General features: G+C 52.4%; 17 protein-coding genes. 13 read left to right on the top strand and 4 right to left on the bottom strand.

What is annotated here, in order from left to right; all coding sequences use genetic code 11:
- The first annotated feature begins 9 nt into the window (after positions 1 to 9).
- The 11 genes from kdsD to yrbL all read left to right on the top strand — a co-directional run bounded on the left by kdsD (position 10) and on the right by yrbL (position 7,838).
- Positions 10 to 996 (top strand): arabinose-5-phosphate isomerase KdsD, encoded by a 987-nt coding sequence (gene kdsD / locus RGV86_RS15480; RefSeq protein ID WP_010346512.1) that lies wholly within the window; start codon positions 10 to 12, stop codon positions 994 to 996.
- 20 nt (positions 997 to 1,016) lie between these two features.
- Positions 1,017 to 1,583: a 3-deoxy-manno-octulosonate-8-phosphatase KdsC gene (kdsC, locus tag RGV86_RS15475; RefSeq protein ID WP_001030165.1), complete on the top strand. Its 567-nt coding sequence runs from the start codon at positions 1,017 to 1,019 to the stop codon at positions 1,581 to 1,583.
- Positions 1,580 to 2,155: an LPS export ABC transporter periplasmic protein LptC gene (lptC, locus tag RGV86_RS15470; RefSeq protein WP_000030542.1), complete on the top strand. Its 576-nt coding sequence runs from the start codon at positions 1,580 to 1,582 to the stop codon at positions 2,153 to 2,155. The genes kdsC and lptC overlap by 4 nt, the downstream gene beginning before the upstream one ends.
- Positions 2,124 to 2,681, top strand: a complete 558-nt coding sequence (gene lptA, locus RGV86_RS15465; RefSeq protein WP_000669785.1) for a lipopolysaccharide ABC transporter substrate-binding protein LptA — start codon at positions 2,124 to 2,126, stop codon at positions 2,679 to 2,681. Before lptC ends, lptA begins: the two co-directional genes overlap by 32 nt.
- 6 nt (positions 2,682 to 2,687) lie before the next feature.
- The gene (lptB, locus tag RGV86_RS15460) at positions 2,688 to 3,413 is read left to right on the top strand and encodes an LPS export ABC transporter ATP-binding protein (protein WP_000224099.1); all 726 of its coding nucleotides are present in this window, start codon (positions 2,688 to 2,690) and stop codon (positions 3,411 to 3,413) included.
- Positions 3,414 to 3,460: 47 nt separating this feature from the next.
- Positions 3,461 to 4,894, top strand: a complete 1,434-nt coding sequence (gene rpoN, locus RGV86_RS15455) for an RNA polymerase factor sigma-54 (protein WP_000809026.1) — start codon at positions 3,461 to 3,463, stop codon at positions 4,892 to 4,894.
- Between the two features lie 22 nt (positions 4,895 to 4,916).
- On the top strand, positions 4,917 to 5,204 hold the full coding sequence (hpf, locus tag RGV86_RS15450) for a ribosome hibernation promoting factor (protein ID WP_001176602.1): 288 nt from the start codon (positions 4,917 to 4,919) through the stop codon (positions 5,202 to 5,204).
- 117 nt (positions 5,205 to 5,321) lie between these two features.
- Positions 5,322 to 5,813 carry a PTS IIA-like nitrogen regulatory protein PtsN gene (ptsN, locus tag RGV86_RS15445; protein WP_000183676.1) on the top strand — a complete coding sequence of 164 codons (492 nt, stop codon included), beginning with the start codon at positions 5,322 to 5,324 and terminating at the stop codon, positions 5,811 to 5,813.
- A 45-nt stretch (positions 5,814 to 5,858) separates the two neighbouring features.
- Entirely contained in the window at positions 5,859 to 6,713 is an 855-nt protein-coding gene (gene rapZ / locus RGV86_RS15440; protein WP_000243741.1) for an RNase adapter RapZ, read from the top strand.
- A complete protein-coding gene (gene npr / locus RGV86_RS15435; protein ID WP_000216792.1) occupies positions 6,710 to 6,982 on the top strand; it encodes a PTS phosphocarrier protein NPr in 273 nt (90 codons plus the stop codon). The genes rapZ and npr overlap by 4 nt, the downstream gene beginning before the upstream one ends.
- A gap of 223 nt (positions 6,983 to 7,205) precedes the next feature.
- Complete coding sequence (yrbL, locus tag RGV86_RS15430) at positions 7,206 to 7,838, top strand: PhoP regulatory network protein YrbL (RefSeq protein WP_000620414.1); 633 nt, start codon at positions 7,206 to 7,208, stop codon at positions 7,836 to 7,838.
- Here yrbL and mtgA read toward each other — a convergent pair.
- From mtgA to mnmL, 4 genes are all read right to left on the bottom strand, one after another.
- Positions 7,835 to 8,563, bottom strand: coding sequence for a monofunctional biosynthetic peptidoglycan transglycosylase (gene mtgA, locus RGV86_RS15425; protein WP_085460268.1), 729 nt, complete (start codon positions 8,561 to 8,563; stop codon positions 7,835 to 7,837). The genes yrbL and mtgA overlap by 4 nt on opposite strands.
- On the bottom strand, positions 8,560 to 9,213 hold the full coding sequence (gene elbB, locus RGV86_RS15420) for an isoprenoid biosynthesis glyoxalase ElbB (protein WP_010346520.1): 654 nt from the start codon (positions 9,211 to 9,213) through the stop codon (positions 8,560 to 8,562). Before elbB ends, mtgA begins: the two co-directional genes overlap by 4 nt.
- A gap of 229 nt (positions 9,214 to 9,442) precedes the next feature.
- Positions 9,443 to 11,779, bottom strand: a complete 2,337-nt coding sequence (arcB, locus tag RGV86_RS15415; protein ID WP_085460267.1) for an aerobic respiration two-component sensor histidine kinase ArcB — start codon at positions 11,777 to 11,779, stop codon at positions 9,443 to 9,445.
- A gap of 95 nt (positions 11,780 to 11,874) precedes the next feature.
- Complete coding sequence (mnmL, locus tag RGV86_RS15410; RefSeq protein WP_024165162.1) at positions 11,875 to 12,804, bottom strand: tRNA modification radical SAM protein MnmL/YtqA; 930 nt, start codon at positions 12,802 to 12,804, stop codon at positions 11,875 to 11,877.
- Between the two features lie 675 nt (positions 12,805 to 13,479).
- Between mnmL and gltB the strand changes: the two genes are divergently transcribed.
- A complete protein-coding gene (gene gltB / locus RGV86_RS15405; protein ID WP_032226595.1) occupies positions 13,480 to 17,940 on the top strand; it encodes a glutamate synthase large subunit in 4,461 nt (1,486 codons plus the stop codon).
- A 12-nt stretch (positions 17,941 to 17,952) separates the two neighbouring features.
- Complete coding sequence (gene gltD, locus RGV86_RS15400) at positions 17,953 to 19,371, top strand: glutamate synthase subunit GltD (RefSeq protein WP_000081675.1); 1,419 nt, start codon at positions 17,953 to 17,955, stop codon at positions 19,369 to 19,371.
- Positions 19,372 to 19,387 lie beyond the last annotated feature (16 nt).

Raw genomic sequence — 19,387 nt, 5'->3', positions numbered from 1 at the left:
AAACGCATTATGTCGCACGTAGAGTTGCAACCGGGTTTTGACTTTCAGCAAGCAGGTAAAGAAGTCCTGGCGATTGAACGTGAATGCCTGGCGGAGCTTGATCAATACATCAATCAGAATTTCGCGCTCGCTTGCGAAAAGATGTTTTGGTGTAAAGGTAAAGTCGTGGTTATGGGGATGGGCAAATCGGGACACATTGGACGCAAAATGGCCGCGACCTTTGCCAGCACCGGTACTCCGTCATTTTTCGTCCATCCTGGCGAAGCCGCGCATGGCGATTTAGGCATGGTCACCCCGCAGGATGTGGTAATAGCTATCTCTAACTCTGGTGAATCCAGCGAAATCAATGCCTTGATTCCGGTGCTTAAGCGTCTTCACGTGCCGTTAATCTGCATTACCGGTCGCCCGGAGAGCAGCATGGCTCGTGCCGCAGATGTGCATCTGTGTGTTAAAGTAGCAAAAGAAGCCTGCCCGTTGGGGCTGGCACCGACCAGCAGCACCACCGCCACGCTGGTTATGGGCGATGCGCTCGCCGTCGCTCTGTTAAAAGCGCGCGGCTTTACCGCCGAAGATTTTGCGCTCTCACATCCCGGCGGCGCACTGGGTCGTAAACTTCTACTGCGCGTAAACGATATTATGCATACGGGTGATGAAATCCCGCATGTCAAAAAAACCGCCAGCCTGCGCGATGCATTACTGGAAGTTACCCGCAAAAATCTTGGTATGACCGTCATTTGCGATGACAATATGATGATTGAAGGCATCTTTACCGACGGTGATTTACGCCGTGTCTTCGATATGGGCGTGGATGTCCGTCAATTAAGTATTGCCGATGTGATGACGCCGGGGGGAATTCGCGTACGCCCTGGCATTCTGGCCGTTGAGGCACTGAACTTAATGCAGTCCCGCCATATCACCTCCGTAATGGTTGCCGATGGCGACCATTTACTCGGTGTGTTACATATGCATGATTTACTGCGTGCTGGCGTAGTGTAAAGATTCAAGGATAAACAACAATGAATAAAGCAGGTGCGTCACTTGAGACCTGTTACGGCCCTGTCAGTGCCGACGTTATGGCAAAAGCAGAAAATATTCGTCTGCTGATCCTTGACGTCGATGGCGTGCTGTCAGATGGCCTGATTTATATGGGCAACAACGGCGAAGAACTTAAAGCGTTCAATGTTCGTGATGGTTATGGCATTCGTTGTGCGCTCACCTCTGATATTGAAGTCGCCATCATTACCGGGCGAAAGGCTAAACTGGTAGAAGATCGCTGTGCCACATTGGGGATTACTCACTTGTATCAGGGGCAGTCGAATAAACTTATCGCCTTTAGCGATCTGCTGGAAAAACTGGCGATCGCCCCGGAAAACGTGGCTTACGTTGGGGATGATCTCATCGACTGGCCGGTAATGGAAAAAGTGGGCCTAAGCGTAGCCGTGGCCGATGCGCATCCGCTGTTGCTCCCGCGCGCCGATTACGTGACTCGCATTGCTGGCGGTCGTGGCGCAGTGCGTGAAGTTTGCGACTTATTACTCCTGGCGCAGGGCAAACTGGATGAAGCCAAAGGGCAATCGATATGAGTAAAGCCAGACGTTGGGTTATCATTGTGCTATCACTGGCGGTTCTGGTGATGATCGGCATTAACATGACCGAGAAAGACGATACCGCCCAGGTGGTCGTCAACAACAATGATCCCACCTATAAAAGCGAGCATACGGACACGCTCGTCTATAACCCAGAAGGGGCGCTAAGCTATCGATTGATTGCTCAACACGTTGAATATTATTCCGATCAGGCCGTTTCGTGGTTTACGCAACCGGTACTTACTACGTTTGATAAGGATAAAATCCCGACATGGTCCGTAAAAGCGGATAAAGCCAAGCTGACCAATGATCGGATGCTCTATTTATATGGACACGTTGAAGTCAACGCACTCGTGCCGGACTCTCAACTTCGCAGAATCACGACGGATAACGCGCAGATCAATCTGGTGACGCAGGATGTTACCTCTGAAGACCTCGTCACGTTATACGGAACAACATTTAACTCCAGCGGTCTGAAAATGCGCGGCAACTTACGCAGCAAGAACGCCGAGCTGATTGAAAAGGTTAGAACATCCTATGAAATTCAAAACAAACAAACTCAGCCTTAATCTTGTGCTTGCCAGCTCACTTCTGGCCGCCAGTATTCCGGCATTTGCCGTTACCGGAGACACTGACCAGCCGATTCACATTGAGTCGGATCAGCAATCTCTTGATATGCAAGGCAACGTAGTCACCTTCACGGGTAACGTCATCGTTACCCAGGGCACCATCAAAATTAATGCCGATAAAGTGGTCGTTACCCGCCCGGGCGGCGAGCAGGGCAAAGAAGTGATCGATGGCTACGGTAAGCCAGCGACGTTCTATCAAATGCAGGACAACGGTAAACCTGTCGAAGGTCACGCTTCCCAGATGCATTACGAACTGGCGAAAGATTTTGTCGTTCTGACCGGTAATGCTTATCTGCAGCAGGTCGATAGCAATATAAAGGGCGATAAAATCACTTATCTGGTGAAAGAGCAGAAAATGCAGGCTTTCAGCGATAAAGGTAAGCGCGTAACCACCGTTCTGGTGCCGTCGCAGTTGCAGGATAAAAACAACAAAGGCCAGACCCCGGCGCAGAAGAAAGGTAATTAATTCGTTATGGCAACATTAACAGCAAAGAACCTTGCAAAAGCCTACAAGGGTCGCCGCGTGGTAGAAGACGTCAGCCTGACCGTCAACTCCGGAGAAATTGTCGGTCTGCTGGGGCCAAACGGTGCCGGTAAGACCACCACTTTCTACATGGTTGTTGGCATTGTGCCGCGCGATGCAGGCAACATCATTATTGATGATGACGATATCAGCCTGCTGCCATTACACGCGCGCGCGCGTCGCGGTATCGGCTATCTGCCGCAGGAAGCCTCCATTTTCCGCCGCCTCAGCGTTTACGATAACCTGATGGCGGTACTGCAAATTCGTGACGATTTGTCTGCTGAACAACGTGAAGACCGTGCGAACGAGCTGATGGAAGAGTTTCACATTGAGCACCTGCGTGACAGCATGGGGCAATCGCTCTCCGGTGGTGAACGTCGCCGTGTAGAAATTGCCCGCGCACTGGCTGCGAATCCGAAATTTATTCTGCTTGATGAACCGTTTGCCGGGGTTGACCCGATCTCGGTTATCGACATCAAACGCATCATTGAGCACCTGCGCGACAGCGGCCTGGGCGTGCTGATCACCGACCATAACGTGCGTGAAACACTGGCAGTTTGTGAACGCGCTTATATCGTTAGTCAGGGGCATTTGATCGCCCACGGCACACCTACAGAAATCTTACAAGACGAACATGTTAAGCGTGTATACCTTGGGGAAGACTTCAGACTCTGATAGGGTAGAAGCTCGCGACGTTTTAGCAGGAGAGTACGATTCTGAACATGAAGCAAGGTTTGCAACTCAGGCTTAGTCAGCAACTGGCGATGACGCCTCAGCTACAACAGGCAATTCGTCTGTTGCAGCTGTCCACGCTGGAACTTCAACAGGAGCTGCAGCAGGCGCTGGAGAGTAATCCACTGCTTGAGCAAATCGACACTCATGATGAAATCGACACTCACGAAACGCCAGACAGCGAAACGCTGGACACCGCTGACGCGCTCGAACAAAAAGAGATGCCGGAAGAGCTGCCGCTCGACGCCAGTTGGGACACCATCTATACAGCCGGTACGCCGTCCGGCACCAGCGGTGACTATATCGACGACGAGCTACCGGTCTATCAAGGCGAAACGACGCAGACCTTGCAGGATTACCTGATGTGGCAGGTCGAGCTGACACCGTTTTCCGACACTGACCGCGCTATCGCCACCTCCATCGTTGATGCCGTTGATGATACCGGTTATCTCACCGTCCCACTGGAAGATATTCTCGAAAGCATGGGCGATGAAGAGATCGACATCGATGAAGTTGAAGCGGTCCTCAAGCGGATCCAACGGTTTGACCCGGTCGGTGTAGCGGCGAAAGATCTGCGCGACTGTCTGCTGATCCAACTCTCCCAATTCGATAAGACCACGCCGTGGCTGGAAGAGGCCAGGCTGATCATTAGCGATCATCTCGATCTGTTAGCCAATCACGACTTCCGCACTTTAATGCGCGTCACGCGTCTGAAAGAAGATGTGCTGAAAGAAGCCGTCAATCTGATCCAGTCGCTCGATCCACGCCCCGGCCAGTCGATCCAGACCGGTGAGCCGGAATATGTCATTCCAGATGTGTTGGTGCGTAAGCATAACGGCCACTGGACGGTGGAACTCAACAGCGACAGCATTCCGCGTCTGCAAATCAACCAGCACTACGCCTCGATGTGCAATAACACACGTAACGATGGCGACAGCCAGTTTATCCGCAGCAATCTGCAGGATGCCAAATGGTTGATTAAGAGTCTGGAAAGCCGTAACGATACGCTACTGCGCGTGAGTCGCTGTATTGTTGAACAGCAGCAAGCCTTCTTTGAGCAAGGCGAAGAATATATGAAACCGATGGTACTGGCCGACATCGCCCAGGCCGTCGAAATGCATGAATCGACGATATCTCGCGTGACCACGCAAAAGTACCTGCATAGTCCACGAGGCATTTTTGAACTGAAGTATTTTTTCTCCAGTCACGTCAATACCGAGGGCGGCGGCGAAGCCTCGTCCACGGCGATTCGTGCGCTGGTGAAGAAATTAATCGCGGCGGAAAACCCAGCGAAACCGTTGAGCGACAGCAAGTTAACCTCTTTGCTGTCGGAACAAGGTATCATGGTGGCACGCCGCACTGTTGCGAAATACCGAGAGTCTTTATCCATTCCGCCGTCAAACCAGCGTAAACAGCTCGTTTGACCCAACCGATAAGGAAGACACTATGCAGCTCAACATTACCGGAAATAACGTCGAGATCACCGAGGCCCTGCGCGAATTTGTCACATCAAAATTTGCCAAACTTGAGCAATATTTTGACCGAATCAACCAGGTCTATGTTGTTCTGAAAGTGGAGAAAGTCACCCATACCTCAGATGCAACACTGCATGTAAACGGTGGCGAAATTCATGCCAGCGCGGAAGGTCAGGACATGTATGCTGCCATTGATGGCTTAATTGATAAGCTGGCACGCCAGTTGACCAAGCATAAAGATAAATTGAAACAACACTAATTGTCCGGGCAATTAGCAAGTGCATGGCGGCCTGTTGTGCGACACAACGGGCCATTTGTACAGTTAATGCTCCGAACCTGTCCCACGATTTGAGTGGTCAGGTTCTTAGGTGAAATTATGACAAATAATGATACAACTCTACAGCTTAGCAGTGTTCTTAACAGGGAATGTACGCGAAGCCGCGTCCACTGTCAGAGCAAAAAACGTGCACTGGAAATTATCAGCGAACTGGCTGCGAAACAACTCAGCCTGCCGCCTCAGGTGGTTTTTGAAGCTATTCTGACGCGGGAAAAAATGGGCAGTACCGGTATCGGTAATGGCATTGCCATTCCGCATGGCAAACTGGAAGAAGATACTCTGCGTGCCGTTGGTGTTTTCGTTCAGCTCGAAACGCCTATAGCTTTCGATGCCATCGACAACCAACCGGTGGATTTACTTTTTGCCCTGCTGGTGCCGGCTGACCAAACTAAAACGCACCTGCATACTCTTTCGCTGGTGGCGAAACGTCTGGCGGACAAAACCATCTGCCGCCGTTTACGTGCAGCCCAGAGTGATGAAGAGCTGTATCAAATCATTACGGATACCGAAGGTACTCCGGATGAAGCGTAGTTATTCTGTAATGTCTCTTTTAGACGTTGTGAGGAGAAACAGTACATGGTACTGATGATCGTCAGCGGACGTTCAGGCTCAGGTAAATCTGTCGCCCTGCGTGCGCTGGAAGATATGGGTTTTTACTGCGTGGATAACCTTCCCGTAGTGCTGTTACCCGATCTGGCTCGCACGCTCGCCGATCGCGAGATTTCTGCCGCCGTCAGCATTGATGTTCGTAATATGCCGGAGTCACCAGAAATATTCGAACAGGCGATGAGTAACCTGCCTGATGCTTTCTCACCGCAACTGCTGTTCCTGGATGCTGATCGTAACACCCTGATTCGTCGTTACAGCGATACGCGCCGTCTGCATCCGCTCTCCAGCAAGAACCTGTCGCTGGAAAGTGCTATCGACAAAGAAAGCGATCTGCTGGAGCCACTGCGTTCGCGGGCAGATTTGATTGTCGATACCTCAGAAATGTCCGTTCACGAGTTGGCAGAAATGTTGCGTACCCGTTTGCTGGGAAAACGCGAGCGTGAACTGACGATGGTCTTTGAGTCCTTCGGCTTCAAACACGGCATTCCTATCGATGCCGATTACGTCTTTGACGTGCGCTTCTTGCCGAACCCGCACTGGGATCCGAAACTGCGTCCAATGACAGGTCTTGATAAACCTGTCGCCGCGTTCCTCGACCGCCACACAGAAGTACACAATTTTATCTACCAGACGCGAAGCTACCTTGAGCTATGGTTACCTATGCTGGAAACCAACAACCGTAGCTACCTGACGGTCGCCATTGGTTGTACCGGCGGGAAGCACCGTTCGGTGTATATTGCAGAACAGCTGGCAGACTACTTCCGCTCGCGCGGTAAAAACGTCCAGTCACGCCATCGTACGCTGGAAAAACGTAAACCATGACCGTCAAGCAAACTGTTGAAATCACAAACAAGCTGGGCATGCATGCCCGGCCTGCCATGAAACTCTTTGAATTAATGCAGGGTTTTGACGCTGAAGTGCTGTTACGTAATGACGAAGGCACCGAGGCTGAAGCGAACAGCGTTATTGCGCTGCTGATGCTGGACTCCGCCAAAGGACGGCAGATTGAAGTCGAAGCGACCGGTCCACAGGAAGTGGAAGCACTGGCCGCCGTTATCGCCCTCTTTAACTCTGGTTTCGATGAAGATTAATCTTCATAACCCTGACGCTTAATTCCCCCCAGATATACACCTTCAGCCCGTAGGGGTGAAAAAAGTACAAGCGGAAAATGTCCTCATTTTTCGCAACTTGTACATTTTGTGCTCTTTTCTGTACGAACAAAACCTTAAGAAAACCTTAAAAAGTCCTGTTTAGGTTTTGTTTAAGTTAAGTCCTCATACTGGAGATTGTCAGAAAATATTTCCAGGAGATGGCATGATTCGCTTATCTGAACAAAGTCCCCTGGGCACCGGAAGACATCGGAAATGTTATGCGCATCCGGAAGATGCCCAACGCTGTATCAAGATTGTCTACCACCGTGGCGACGGTGGTGATAAAGAGATCCGCCGTGAGTTAAAGTACTATGCGCACCTTGGTCGTCGTTTGAAAGACTGGAGCGGTATTCCACGCTATCACGGTACGGTTGAGACGGATTGTGGAACCGGTTATGTCTACGATGTCATTGCCGATTTTGATGGCAAGCCGTCTATTACATTGACCGAATTTGCTGGACAATGCCGTTACGAAGAAGATGTTGCTCAGTTGCGTCAGTTACTGAAGCAGCTGAAGCGTTATTTGCAGGATAACCGCATCGTGACGATGTCGCTGAAGCCGCAGAATATTCTTTGCCACCGCATCAGCGAGTCAGAAATCATTCCCGTCGTCTGTGACAACATTGGTGAAAGCACGTGGATTCCGCTGGCGACCTGGTCGAAGTGGTGTTGTCTACGTAAGCAAGAGCGTTTGTGGCAACGTTTTATCGCTCAACCCGCGTTATCGGTCGCCCTGAAGAAAGGCGCACAACTCAGTGAGAACAAGAAACTCACCCTCACCTCGCGCGAAGCTTAATCCAGCTGGTGTTGTCGCATAAACGACTCACCGCCCAACTGATGCATCTGCCGTAAAATCCACGCCTGACGGCTACGCACGTAGCCTGACGGTGCGGAAGCTTTAAAGCGTAGTGGGTTCGGAAGTACCGCTGCCAGTAAGGCAGCCTCCGACTGAGTGAGTTTGCTCGCGGGTTTGTGGAAATAGCGTTGCGCTGCGGCTTCAACACCAAACACACCATCGCCAAATTCGGCGATATTCAGGTAAATCGTCAGGATACGCTTTTTGCTCCAGACCGTTTCTATCCCCAATGTCAGACCTGCTTCCAGCCCTTTACGTATCCAGCTACGCCCATCCCATAAAAAGAGATTTTTGGCTGTCTGCTGAGAAATCGTTGATGCGCCGCGAATACGATTTTCATTGCGCTCGTTGTGCGCCAGGGCTTTCTCAATGGAAGCGACATCAAAGCCCCAGTGCTCAGGGAATTTCTGATCTTCTGCGGCAATCACTGCCAGCCCCATCCACGGCGAGATTTGATCCATACTGACCCAGTCAGAATGCGCCACGTAACGAAAATTGCCATGCAGCCAGGCACTGACCTGTCGCTCGACCATCACCGCTGAGAACGGGACAGGCGCTATGCTAAACAACGCGATGCCCCCGCCCCATAAAACGGCGAGGACAACCACTAACCGCAGAAGAAAACGACGAACGAAACCGAACGCCGTTAAGCGGCTTTTACTCATTCAGCCAGAACCAGCACGCGGGAAACCAGCTTATCAATGCCGTTCGCCGCTTCCGCAATGTTCTGTGCCAACATATAAGCCGGTGTAGTGACAATCTTATTGTCTTCATCAACCACGATATCATCGACCGGACACGGTACATGCTCTGCGCCCATCTCTTCCAGCACTTCTGCGGTATCGATATCAGTACCGATGGTCAAACGCAGTGGGAAATCGAAAATTTTCGGCAGCATCGCAGGGGCAATACACATAAAACCAAGCGGTTTACCGGCCTGATGCATCGCTTGCGCCAGCGCCTTTAATTCACGCTCAACAGTGCATTCACTGCCAAGGCTGGCAAAATTGCTTAAATTCTTCGCCGCACCAAAGCCACCAGGCACAATCAACGCATCCAGTTCGGCAGCATCGGCCTGAGCCAGAGGACGGATCTCACCACGCGCAATACGCGCGGCTTCAATCAGCACATTGCGCGATTCCGTCATCGCCTCGCCGGTTAAATGGTTGATAACGTCAACCTGCTGCTTATCCGGTGCAAAGCAGACCGCCTGCGCGCCGCTACGCGATATCGCCAGTAACGTCAACACAGCTTCATGAATTTCGGAACCGTCATAAACGCCGCACCCGCTCAGAACTACGCCAATTTTCTTCATTGTGATCATCCTTTCGCAACTGACTGAAACACATTAATCTTTTTAATAAAAATGCTACGCATCACACATTTAACTGATTCATGTAACAAATCATTTAAGATTTGCTATCTTAACTGCGTGCGGCCTGAAAAACAGTGCTGTGCCCTTGTAACTCATCATAATAATTTACGGCGCAGCCAAGATTTCCCTGGTGTTGGCGCAGTATTCGCGCACCCCGGTCTAGCCGGGGTCATTTTTTAGTAGCTTTCGCAACCCACGCTTTCAGCACATCTACGTCGTGACGCCACTCTTCTTTCATCTCTTCAATCCATTCACCTACGTTATCTTCCCACGCAGGAAGGTCGGGAGACTGAATTTGCTGACCCAGCTGTTGCAGATGGCGTAACCCCACTGAACCCGCCGCGCCTTTAATTTTATGCCCTTCCTCGACAATGCCTTTTTTATCCTGCGCCGTCAGATTCGACTCCAGCACGCTGACATAGCCCGGCATCATCTTCTCAAACACCGCTAACCCGTCGGTAATCAACTTCGGCCCTACAAGTTCGAGATACTGTTCCAGCATGGGAATATCGAGTAATGCTTCAGATTTGCTGTTCTCTTCTGTCGTCACCGTGCTCTCCTCATCATCCGGGGTATCCCAGAATTTCTTGATCATCGCGGTTAGCGCCGGTACGGAAAGCGGCTTACTCAGCACATCATCCATTCCAGCATTGAGGTACTCTTGTTTATCTTTCAGCACATTGGCAGTTAAAGCCACCAGCGGCGGTAAATCTTCGCGCGGATAACGCTTCGTCAGTTCACGAGAGATATCCAACCCGGTCATATCTGGCAACTGAATATCCAGCAATACCAGGTCATATTCGCCCGGCTTAAACATCTCCAGCGCCGCCTTGCCGGTCATTGCTACATCAACGCTGTTACCTAATTTTTCCAGTACAGAACGCGCGACAATAACGTTCAGTTCAATGTCTTCCACCAGCAGCACATTTAGTGCCGGTAAAGGCATATCGTCTTCATCAAACGCATCATCGACCTCTTCTGCCACCGACGGTGCGTGGATCGTCAACCTAAAGGTTGAACCTTTGCCCTGTTCGCTGGTAACAGTAATATCGCCGCCCATATTTTTCGCCAGCCGACGAGAAACGGCCAGACCAATGCCGGTGCCGGTGGCAGGTTTACCGCCGTGACTGTCTTTCACCTGGTAATACATGGCAAAAATTTTATCCAGCTCATCCTGCGGAATGCCGATGCCTGAGTCTTCCACTTCAAAATGCAGCATGTCGCCTTCATCGTAGCGCACGCGCACGGTAACCTGACCTTGCTGGGTAAATTTGACGGCGTTACTGATGAGATTCCACAGGATCTGCCGTAAACGCGTACCGTCGGTAATGACCTGATGCGGTAATGGTAGCGTCGGTTCCAGATTAAAGCGCAGCCCTTTTTGTTGCGCCTGCAATGCGGAAAGATTTTCCAGATCGGCAAGGAAGCTGGTGAAATCAACCGGCTGATTATCAAGCTGAACCTTGCGGCGCTCCATCTTATCCATGTCGATAATATCGTTGAAGATATTCCCCAGAGTGATGGCCGAAACATGGATAGTTTTGAGATATTTTTCCTGCTCGGCAGTAAGTTCGGTATCCAGCAGAATGCGGCTTAAACCAACGATACCGTTCAGAGGTGTACGCAATTCGTGACTGATGGTGGAAATAAACGTCGTTTTGTCGCGGCTGGCGCGTTCGAGCGCATCCTGATACCGCTTACGCTCGGTAATGTCGCGACCAAAGCCCATCAAACCATGCCGTTTACCCACACGGTCGTAGTACGGCACTTTACGGATTTCAAAGCAGGCTTTGCGTCCGTCCGGATAATCCAGCCACTGTTCATAAGTCAGTGACACATTATGACGAAACACTTTCTCATCGGTTTCAATAACTTTCGCGGCGGCTTCCGGCGAGTAAACATCAGCAGGTTTCAGGTGAACCAGTTGTTTTTCGCTCTTCCCGGTTAGCAATTCCATTGCACGGTTACAGCCGGAAAACTCTTTATCTTCGTTACGGTAAAAAACCAGATCAGGAGAGGCGTCAAGGAAGGAACGTAAAAAAGAGGATTGCTGTTCGAGCTGAATTTGTGTCTCTTCACGCTCTTTGATTTCAATTTTCAGCTGACCGAAGGTTTCCTGCAATTCAGCTTCAGCTTTTTCACGAACGGCGATTTCCTGATTAAGCTGGGTAATATTGTCTTTTAACTGAACGTTGAGGCTCAGATCGCGCTCGCGCATCTCCTCCAGTTTTTGCACCAGCCGTGACAGACGTTGTCGTGACTCCTCCAGTTGCTCGACGACCACCGAAAGAAAGTAGACCGCCCACGGCGTAATCAGCAGACCAAAGAAGATAGAACGAATAACATCAATACTTTCGACCTGACCATGCAGCACCATGGTCACCGCCATTTGCACCACAATGGCGAGAACGACAAGGGCCAGCGCCAGCAACATTGAGAAGCGCACCAGACCTAACTTCATCATCAGGTCAACATAATACTGCGCCAGCAGACGAATTTGCTTCATTAGGGAATTCCTTCACGACAACCTGCCCCAATAATACCCAATTCTGACAGTTACGTTATAAATTGTGTGAGAAATGCGGAATTCCCCTCAATGGCCTACGCCGTTGGAGGTAGCCACGGACGTCCCAGCGCCGATCCCTGTACGCCATGTTCATTCAGATAGCGATCCAGCTCGACCATACCCGTCCAGCGATTTTCACACCACAGCGGAGCAAGTAACGTCGGGCGACGGGCGCTGGCGGAAATGCGGTGGTAGATAACTTCCGGTGGCGTATGGCGAATCATCTCTCCCGCCGTCAGCGTGTAATCGTCCAGTTCAATACCGTTCAAACGTCCCGCTTCCCAGGCTTTCGCCATAATGCTGCCTTTCACGATATGCAGGGGATGAAGCTTGATGCCGTCCACGCCGGTTTCAACCACTCTCTCCAGTGTTTGCAAACATTCCGCTTGCCCTTCGCCAGGCAGGCCGACAATTAAGTGAGAACACACCTTAAGCCCACGCTGACGCGCCAGCTGGGTCGTGCGCTGATAGCAGGCAAAATCATGTCCGCGATTGATGCGATGCAGCGTTTTGTCGTGCGCGGTTTGCAGCCCCAGCTCCAGCCACACTTCGTAGCCCTGGTCTTTATATTCACAAAGCAGATCCAACACCGCATCCGGCACGCAGTCCGGGCGCGTACCAACACACAAACCGACAATATTGGCCTGGCTCACCGCCTGTTGATACATGGAACGCAGCACCTGAACTTCCGCAAAGGTGCTGGTATAAGCCTGAAAGTAGGCCAGATAGCGTTTCGCACGGTTAACCAGATTCGCCTGATGCGCCAGCTGTTCAGCAATGGAGCGGTGTTGCTGCGCTTCGTCGGCAAACGAAGCAACATTACAGAATGTGCATCCGCCGCGTCCGATGGTTCCGTCACGATTCGGGCAGCTAAAACCGCCATGCAGCGTCAGTTTATGCACCTTTTGCCCGTAACGACGGGTAAGATCCCCACCAAACATATTGACTAATTTCTGTAACTGCATAATCTGATAGACCGCGCCTTGAAAAGAGGCCAAAGCCTGCCATTTTTAGCTCAATTCGGCGATGACCTGGATCAATCGTCCCGACCCGCTTATACCAACTGCATAATAAATCACAATTACTGAAATTTAATGCAATAGCACATAAATTACTTTTGCTTATCTTGCGTCGGATTTTTTTATCCGCTAATGGATTTTAAACAAAAACAGTAGCATGAAATGCCTTTTCCTCTTAAGACAGTATAAAACACTGCTTCAAACGTCAATTCAAGGCAGGATAAGGGTTAACTCGCCGCTAAAGTAGTCAGGCACTCAACGTTTTCCTTTTTCTCTTTCCATTAATTAAGAATAACAAATTTAGTTTAATTTCAATATCTTAATAAAGATTTTTGCGCTAAAGCACATTTCCAGACCAATAAGCTTGCCATTTGACCTGTATCAGCTTTCCCGATAAGTTGGAAATCCGCTGGAAGCTTTCTGGATGAGCAGCCTGCTCATCATATTTATGCAGTAATTGAGTTCCCCTCTTCACCGTATTAACTGATGCGAAAAGGACAAAAAAGGGGGCGAATGCGAGGTAAGCGTATGAAACGCAAACCCCGTCGCCATGCTCTTTCTGTGCCCGTGCGCAGCGGTTCGGTAGTGGGGTTCCCGCAGAGCCTGGGGGAGGTTCACGATATGTTGTACGATAAATCCCTTGAGAGGGATAACTGTGGTTTCGGCCTGATCGCCCACATAGAAGGCGAACCTAGCCACAAGGTAGTGCGTACTGCAATACACGCACTGGCTCGTATGCAGCACCGTGGCGCGATTCTCGCTGATGGTAAAACTGGTGACGGTTGCGGCCTGCTGTTACAAAAACCGGATCGCTTTTTTCGCATCGTTGCGCAGGAACGCGGCTGGCGTTTAGCGAAAAACTACGCCGTCGGGATGATCTTCCTGAATAAAGATCCTGAACTCGCCGCCGCCGCACGCCGCGTCGTTGAAGAAGAGCTACAACGCGAAACCTTGTCGATTGTCGGTTGGCGTGATGTCCCTACCAACGAAGGTGTACTGGGTGAAATCGCCCTCTCCTCGCTGCCGCGCATTGAGCAAATTTTTGTGAACGCCCCGGCAGGCTGGCGTCCGCGCGATATGGAGCGCCGTCTGTTTATCGCCCGTCGCCGCATCGAAAAACGTCTCGAAGCCGATAAAGACTTCTACGTCTGTAGCCTGTCGAATCTGGTCAACATCTATAAAGGTCTGTGTATGCCGGCGGATTTGCCGCGCTTTTACCTGGATCTTGCGGATCTGCGTCTGGAATCTGCTATCTGCCTGTTCCATCAACGCTTCTCCACCAACACCGTGCCACGCTGGCCGCTGGCGCAGCCGTTCCGCTATCTGGCGCACAACGGCGAAATCAACACTATCACCGGTAACCGTCAGTGGGCGCGCGCCCGTACTTATAAATTCCAGACGCCGCTGATCCCGGATTTGCACGACGCCGCGCCGTTCGTCAACGAAACCGGCTCTGACTCCAGTTCGATGGATAACATGCTGGAACTGCTGCTGGCAGGCGGGATGGATATCATCCGCGCCATGCGTCTGTTAGTTCCACCAGCCTGGCAGAACAACCCGGATATGGATCCGGAACTGCGCGCGTTCTTCGATTTTAACTCCATGCATATGGAGCCGTGGGATGGCCCGGCGGGCATCGTGATGTCAGACGGTCGCTTCGCTGCCTGTAACCTCGACCGTAACGGTCTGCGTCCGGCGCGCTACGTCATCACCAAAGATAAGCTCATCACCTGCGCCTCTGAAGTCGGCATCTGGGATTATCAGCCTGACGAAGTGGTTGAAAAAGGCCGCGTGGGGCCGGGCGAACTGATGGTGATCGACACCCGCAGTGGGCGTATTCTGCACTCGGCAGAAACCGATGATGACCTGAAAAGCCGCCATCCATATAAAGAGTGGATGGAGAAAAACGTTCGCCGCCTGGTGCCGTTTGAAGACTTGCCCGATGAAGAAGTGGGTAGCCGTGAACTGGACGACGACACGCTTGCCAGCTACCAGAAACAGTTTAACTACAGCGCGGAAGAGCTGGACTCTGTGATCCGTGTGCTGGGCGAAAACGGTCAGGAAGCTGTCGGTTCGATGGGCGACGACACCCCATTCGCCGTGCTCTCCAGCCAGCCGCGCATTATTTACGACTACTTCCGCCAGCAGTTTGCCCAGGTCACTAATCCGCCAATCGACCCGCTGCGTGAAGCGCATGTTATGTCGCTCGCTACCAGCATCGGGCGCGAAATGAACGTCTTCTGTGAAGCCGAAGGCCAGGCACACCGTTTAAGCTTTAAATCGCCGATTCTGCTCTACTCTGATTTCAAACAGCTCACGACCATGAAAGAAGAGCACTACCGCGCAGATACGCTGGATATCACCTTTGACGCAACCAAAAACACGCTCGAAGCGACGGTCAAAGAGCTGTGCGATAAAGCCGAAAAAATGGTGCGTAGCGGCACCGTGCTGCTGGTGCTTTCCGACCGGAATATCGCTAAAGATCGCCTGCCGGTTCCAGCCCCGATGGCGGTTGGCGCGATCCAGACCCGTCTGGTCGATCAAAGCCTGCGTTGCGACGCCAACATCATCGTCGAAACCGCCAGCGCCCGCGATCCACACCACTTCGCCGTGTTGCTGGGCTTCGGCGCGACGGCTATTTATCCGTACCTTGCCTATGAAACACTGGGTCGCCTGGTTGACACCCACGCGATTGCCAAAAATTATCGTACTGTGATGCTCAACTACCGTAACGGCATCAACAAAGGCTTGTACAAAATCATGTCCAAGATGGGCATCTCCACCATCGCCTCTTACCGCTGCTCGAAACTGTTTGAGGCGGTCGGTCTGCACGATGATGTTGTGAGCCTGTGCTTCCAGGGCGCGGTCAGCCGCATTGGCGGGGCAGGCTTCGAAGACTTCCAGCAGGATCTGCTGAATCTGTCAAAACGAGCCTGGCTGGCGCGTAAGCCCATCAGCCAGGGCGGCCTGCTGAAATATGTGCATGGCGGCGAATACCACGCCTACAATCCAGACGTCGTGCGCACGCTGCAGCAGGCGGTACAGAGCGGCGAGTACAGCGACTATCAGGAATACGCGAAGCTGGTTAACGAGCGCCCGGCAACAACGCTGCGCGATCTGCTGGCAATTACGCCGGGTGAAAACGCGGTCAACATTGCTGATGTTGAACCGGCAAGCGAACTGTTTAAACGCTTCGATACCGCTGCGATGTCTATCGGCGCGTTAAGCCCGGAAGCCCACGAGGCACTGGCGGAAGCGATGAACAGCATCGGCGGCAACTCCAACTCCGGTGAAGGGGGTGAAGATCCGGCGCGCTACGGCACCAACAAAGTCTCGCGCATTAAACAGGTCGCTTCCGGTCGCTTCGGCGTCACTCCGGCGTATCTGGTCAATGCCGACGTGATTCAGATTAAAGTCGCTCAGGGCGCGAAGCCAGGCGAAGGCGGTCAGTTGCCGGGCGATAAAGTCACTCCTTACATCGCCAAACTGCGCTATTCCGTACCCGGCGTAACGTTGATCTCCCCGCCGCCGCATCACGATATCTACTCTATCGAGGACTTAGCGCAGCTTATTTTCGACCTGAAACAGGTTAACCCGAAAGCGATGATCTCCGTGAAGCTGGTGTCTGAGCCGGGCGTTGGCACTATCGCCACCGGCGTGGCGAAAGCCTATGCGGACTTGATCACCATCGCAGGCTATGACGGCGGCACTGGAGCAAGTCCACTTTCGTCGGTGAAATACGCAGGCTGCCCGTGGGAGCTGGGGCTTGTTGAAACACAACAGGCGCTGGTTGCCAACGGCTTGCGTCATAAGATCCGTTTGCAGGTTGATGGCGGTCTGAAAACCGGCGTCGATATCATCAAAGCAGCCATCCTCGGCGCGGAAAGTTTCGGTTTCGGCACTGGCCCAATGGTGGCGCTCGGCTGTAAATATCTGCGTATTTGCCATCTGAACAACTGCGCCACCGGCGTGGCAACTCAGGACGAAAAACTGCGTAAAAATCACTACCACGGCCTGCCGTTCAAGGTGACGAATTACTTTGAATTTATCGCCCGTGAAACCCGCGAGCTGATGGCACAGCTGGGCGTGACGCGTCTGGTGGATCTGATTGGTCGCACCGACCTGCTAAAAGAGCTGGATGGTTTCACCGCTAAACAGCAAAAACTGGCGCTATCGAAGCTGCTGGAGACTGCCGAGCCGCATCCTGGTAAGGCGCTCTACTGCACCGAAAACAACCCGCCGTTCGATAACGGTCTGCTGAACGCGCAGTTGCTGCAACAGGCGAAACCGTTTGTCGATGAGCGTCAGAGTAAAACCTTCTGGTTCGATATTCGTAACACCGACCGTTCCGTGGGCGCATCGCTTTCAGGTTATATCGCCCAGACGCACGGCGATCAGGGGCTGGCTGCCGATCCGATTAAAGCGTACTTCAACGGCACCGCAGGCCAGAGTTTCGGCGTGTGGAACGCGGGCGGCGTGGAGCTGTATCTGACGGGCGATGCCAACGACTATGTCGGTAAAGGCATGGCGGGCGGCTTAATCGCCATTCGTCCTCCGGTTGGCTCGGCCTTCCGCAGCCACGAGGCGAGCATTATCGGCAACACTTGCCTGTATGGCGCGACCGGCGGTCGTCTGTATGCCGCTGGCCGCGCGGGTGAACGTTTTGGCGTGCGTAACTCCGGTGCGATTACCGTGGTAGAAGGCATTGGCGACAACGGCTGTGAATACATGACGGGTGGTATCGTCTGTATTCTGGGTAAAACCGGTGTTAACTTCGGTGCGGGCATGACCGGCGGCTTCGCTTACGTTCTCGACGAAAGTGGTGATTTCCGCAAACGCGTTAACCCGGAACTGGTCGAGGTCTTAAACGTTGACTCTCTGGCGATCCATGAAGAGCATCTGCGTGGTCTTATCACTGAGCATGTGCAGCATACCGGTTCTCAGCGTGGCGAAGAGATTCTGGCGAACTGGTCAATCTTCGCCACTAAATTTGCGCTGGTTAAACCGAAGTCCAGTGATGTAAAAGCACTGCTGGGGCACCGTAGTCGTAGCGCAGCAGAGTTGCGCGTGCAGGCGCAATAAGGGGTAGCAACAATGAGTCAGAATGTTTATCAATTTATCGACCTGCAGCGCGTTGATCCGCCAAAGAAACCGCTGAAGATCCGCAAAATTGAGTTTGTTGAAATTTACGAGCCGTTTTCCGAAGGCCAGGCCAAAGCGCAGGCTGACCGCTGCCTGTCGTGCGGCAACCCATACTGCGAGTGGAAATGCCCGGTACACAACTACATCCCGAACTGGCTGAAGCTCGCCAACGAGGGACGTATTTTTGAAGCGGCAGAACTGTCGCATCAAACCAATACCCTGCCGGAAGTGTGTGGACGCGTTTGCCCGCAGGATCGTCTGTGCGAAGGTTCCTGTACCCTGAACGATGAGTTTGGCGCAGTGACCATCGGCAATATTGAGCGTTATATCAATGATAAAGCGTTCGAAATGGGCTGGCGTCCGGATATGTCCGGCGTGAAGCAGACGGGTAAAAAAGTGGCGATTATCGGCGCAGGCCCGGCAGGTCTGGCGTGTGCGGATGTGCTGACACGCAACGGTGTCAAAGCTGTCGTCTTCGACCGTCACCCGGAAATCGGCGGCTTGCTGACCTTCGGTATTCCGGCTTTCAAGCTGGAAAAAGAGGTAATGACGCGCCGCCGTGAAATCTTCACCGGCATGGGTATTGAATTCAAACTCAATACCGAAGTGGGCCGCGACGTACAGCTGGACGATCTGCTGAGTGATTACGATGCCGTGTTCCTTGGCGTCGGGACTTATCAGTCCATGCGCGGCGGATTAGAAAACGAAGATGCCGATGGCGTGTACGCGGCGCTGCCGTTCCTCATCGCCAACACCAAACAGTTGATGGGCTTTGGCGAAACCCGCGATGAACCGTTCGTCAGCATGGAAGGTAAACGCGTGGTGGTACTTGGCGGTGGCGATACCGCGATGGACTGCGTGCGGACTTCCGTGCGCCAGGGTGCTAAGCACGTTACCTGTGCCTATCGTCGTGATGAAGAGAACATGCCGGGTTCCCGCCGCGAAGTGAAAAACGCGCGGGAAGAAGGCGTAGAGTTCAAATTCAACGTCCAGCCGCTGGGTATTGAAGTAAATGGCAACGGTAAAGTCAGCGGCGTGAAAATGGTGCGCACCGAAATGGGCGAACCGGACGCTAAAGGCCGTCGCCGCGCGGAGATCGTGGCAGGTTCCGAACATATCGTTCCGGCAGATGCGGTGATCATGGCGTTTGGTTTCCGCCCGCACAGCATGGAATGGCTGGCAGAACACAGCGTTGAGCTGGATTCACAGGGTCGCATTATCGCTCCGGAAGGTAACGAAAACGCTTTCCAAACCAGCAATCCGAAAATCTTTGCCGGTGGTGACATCGTGCGTGGTTCGGATCTGGTGGTGACCGCCATTGCCGAAGGTCGTAAGGCGGCAGACGGCATTATGAACTGGCTGGAAGTTTAAGCGAGGTAACAATAAA

The sequence above is a fragment of the Escherichia ruysiae genome (assembly GCF_031323975.1).
GTDB lineage: Bacteria > Pseudomonadota > Gammaproteobacteria > Enterobacterales > Enterobacteriaceae > Escherichia > Escherichia ruysiae.
The sequence above is the reverse complement of the archived record's forward strand: the minus strand, read 5'-3'. Positions and strand labels throughout refer to the sequence as shown.

Coding starts and splice junctions, on each gene's coding strand:
- kdsD (WP_010346512.1), top strand. CDS start 10: ATGTCGCACGTAGAGTTGCAACCGGGTTTTGACTTTCAGCAAGCAGGT.
- kdsC (WP_001030165.1), top strand. CDS start 1,017: ATGAATAAAGCAGGTGCGTCACTTGAGACCTGTTACGGCCCTGTCAGT.
- lptC (WP_000030542.1), top strand. CDS start 1,580: ATGAGTAAAGCCAGACGTTGGGTTATCATTGTGCTATCACTGGCGGTT.
- lptA (WP_000669785.1), top strand. CDS start 2,124: ATGAAATTCAAAACAAACAAACTCAGCCTTAATCTTGTGCTTGCCAGC.
- lptB (WP_000224099.1), top strand. CDS start 2,688: ATGGCAACATTAACAGCAAAGAACCTTGCAAAAGCCTACAAGGGTCGC.
- rpoN (WP_000809026.1), top strand. CDS start 3,461: ATGAAGCAAGGTTTGCAACTCAGGCTTAGTCAGCAACTGGCGATGACG.
- hpf (WP_001176602.1), top strand. CDS start 4,917: ATGCAGCTCAACATTACCGGAAATAACGTCGAGATCACCGAGGCCCTG.
- ptsN (WP_000183676.1), top strand. CDS start 5,322: ATGACAAATAATGATACAACTCTACAGCTTAGCAGTGTTCTTAACAGG.
- rapZ (WP_000243741.1), top strand. CDS start 5,859: ATGGTACTGATGATCGTCAGCGGACGTTCAGGCTCAGGTAAATCTGTC.
- npr (WP_000216792.1), top strand. CDS start 6,710: ATGACCGTCAAGCAAACTGTTGAAATCACAAACAAGCTGGGCATGCAT.
- yrbL (WP_000620414.1), top strand. CDS start 7,206: ATGATTCGCTTATCTGAACAAAGTCCCCTGGGCACCGGAAGACATCGG.
- mtgA (WP_085460268.1), bottom strand. CDS start 8,563: ATGAGTAAAAGCCGCTTAACGGCGTTCGGTTTCGTTCGTCGTTTTCTT.
- elbB (WP_010346520.1), bottom strand. CDS start 9,213: ATGAAGAAAATTGGCGTAGTTCTGAGCGGGTGCGGCGTTTATGACGGT.
- arcB (WP_085460267.1), bottom strand. CDS start 11,779: ATGAAGCAAATTCGTCTGCTGGCGCAGTATTATGTTGACCTGATGATG.
- mnmL (WP_024165162.1), bottom strand. CDS start 12,804: ATGCAGTTACAGAAATTAGTCAATATGTTTGGTGGGGATCTTACCCGT.
- gltB (WP_032226595.1), top strand. CDS start 13,480: ATGTTGTACGATAAATCCCTTGAGAGGGATAACTGTGGTTTCGGCCTG.
- gltD (WP_000081675.1), top strand. CDS start 17,953: ATGAGTCAGAATGTTTATCAATTTATCGACCTGCAGCGCGTTGATCCG.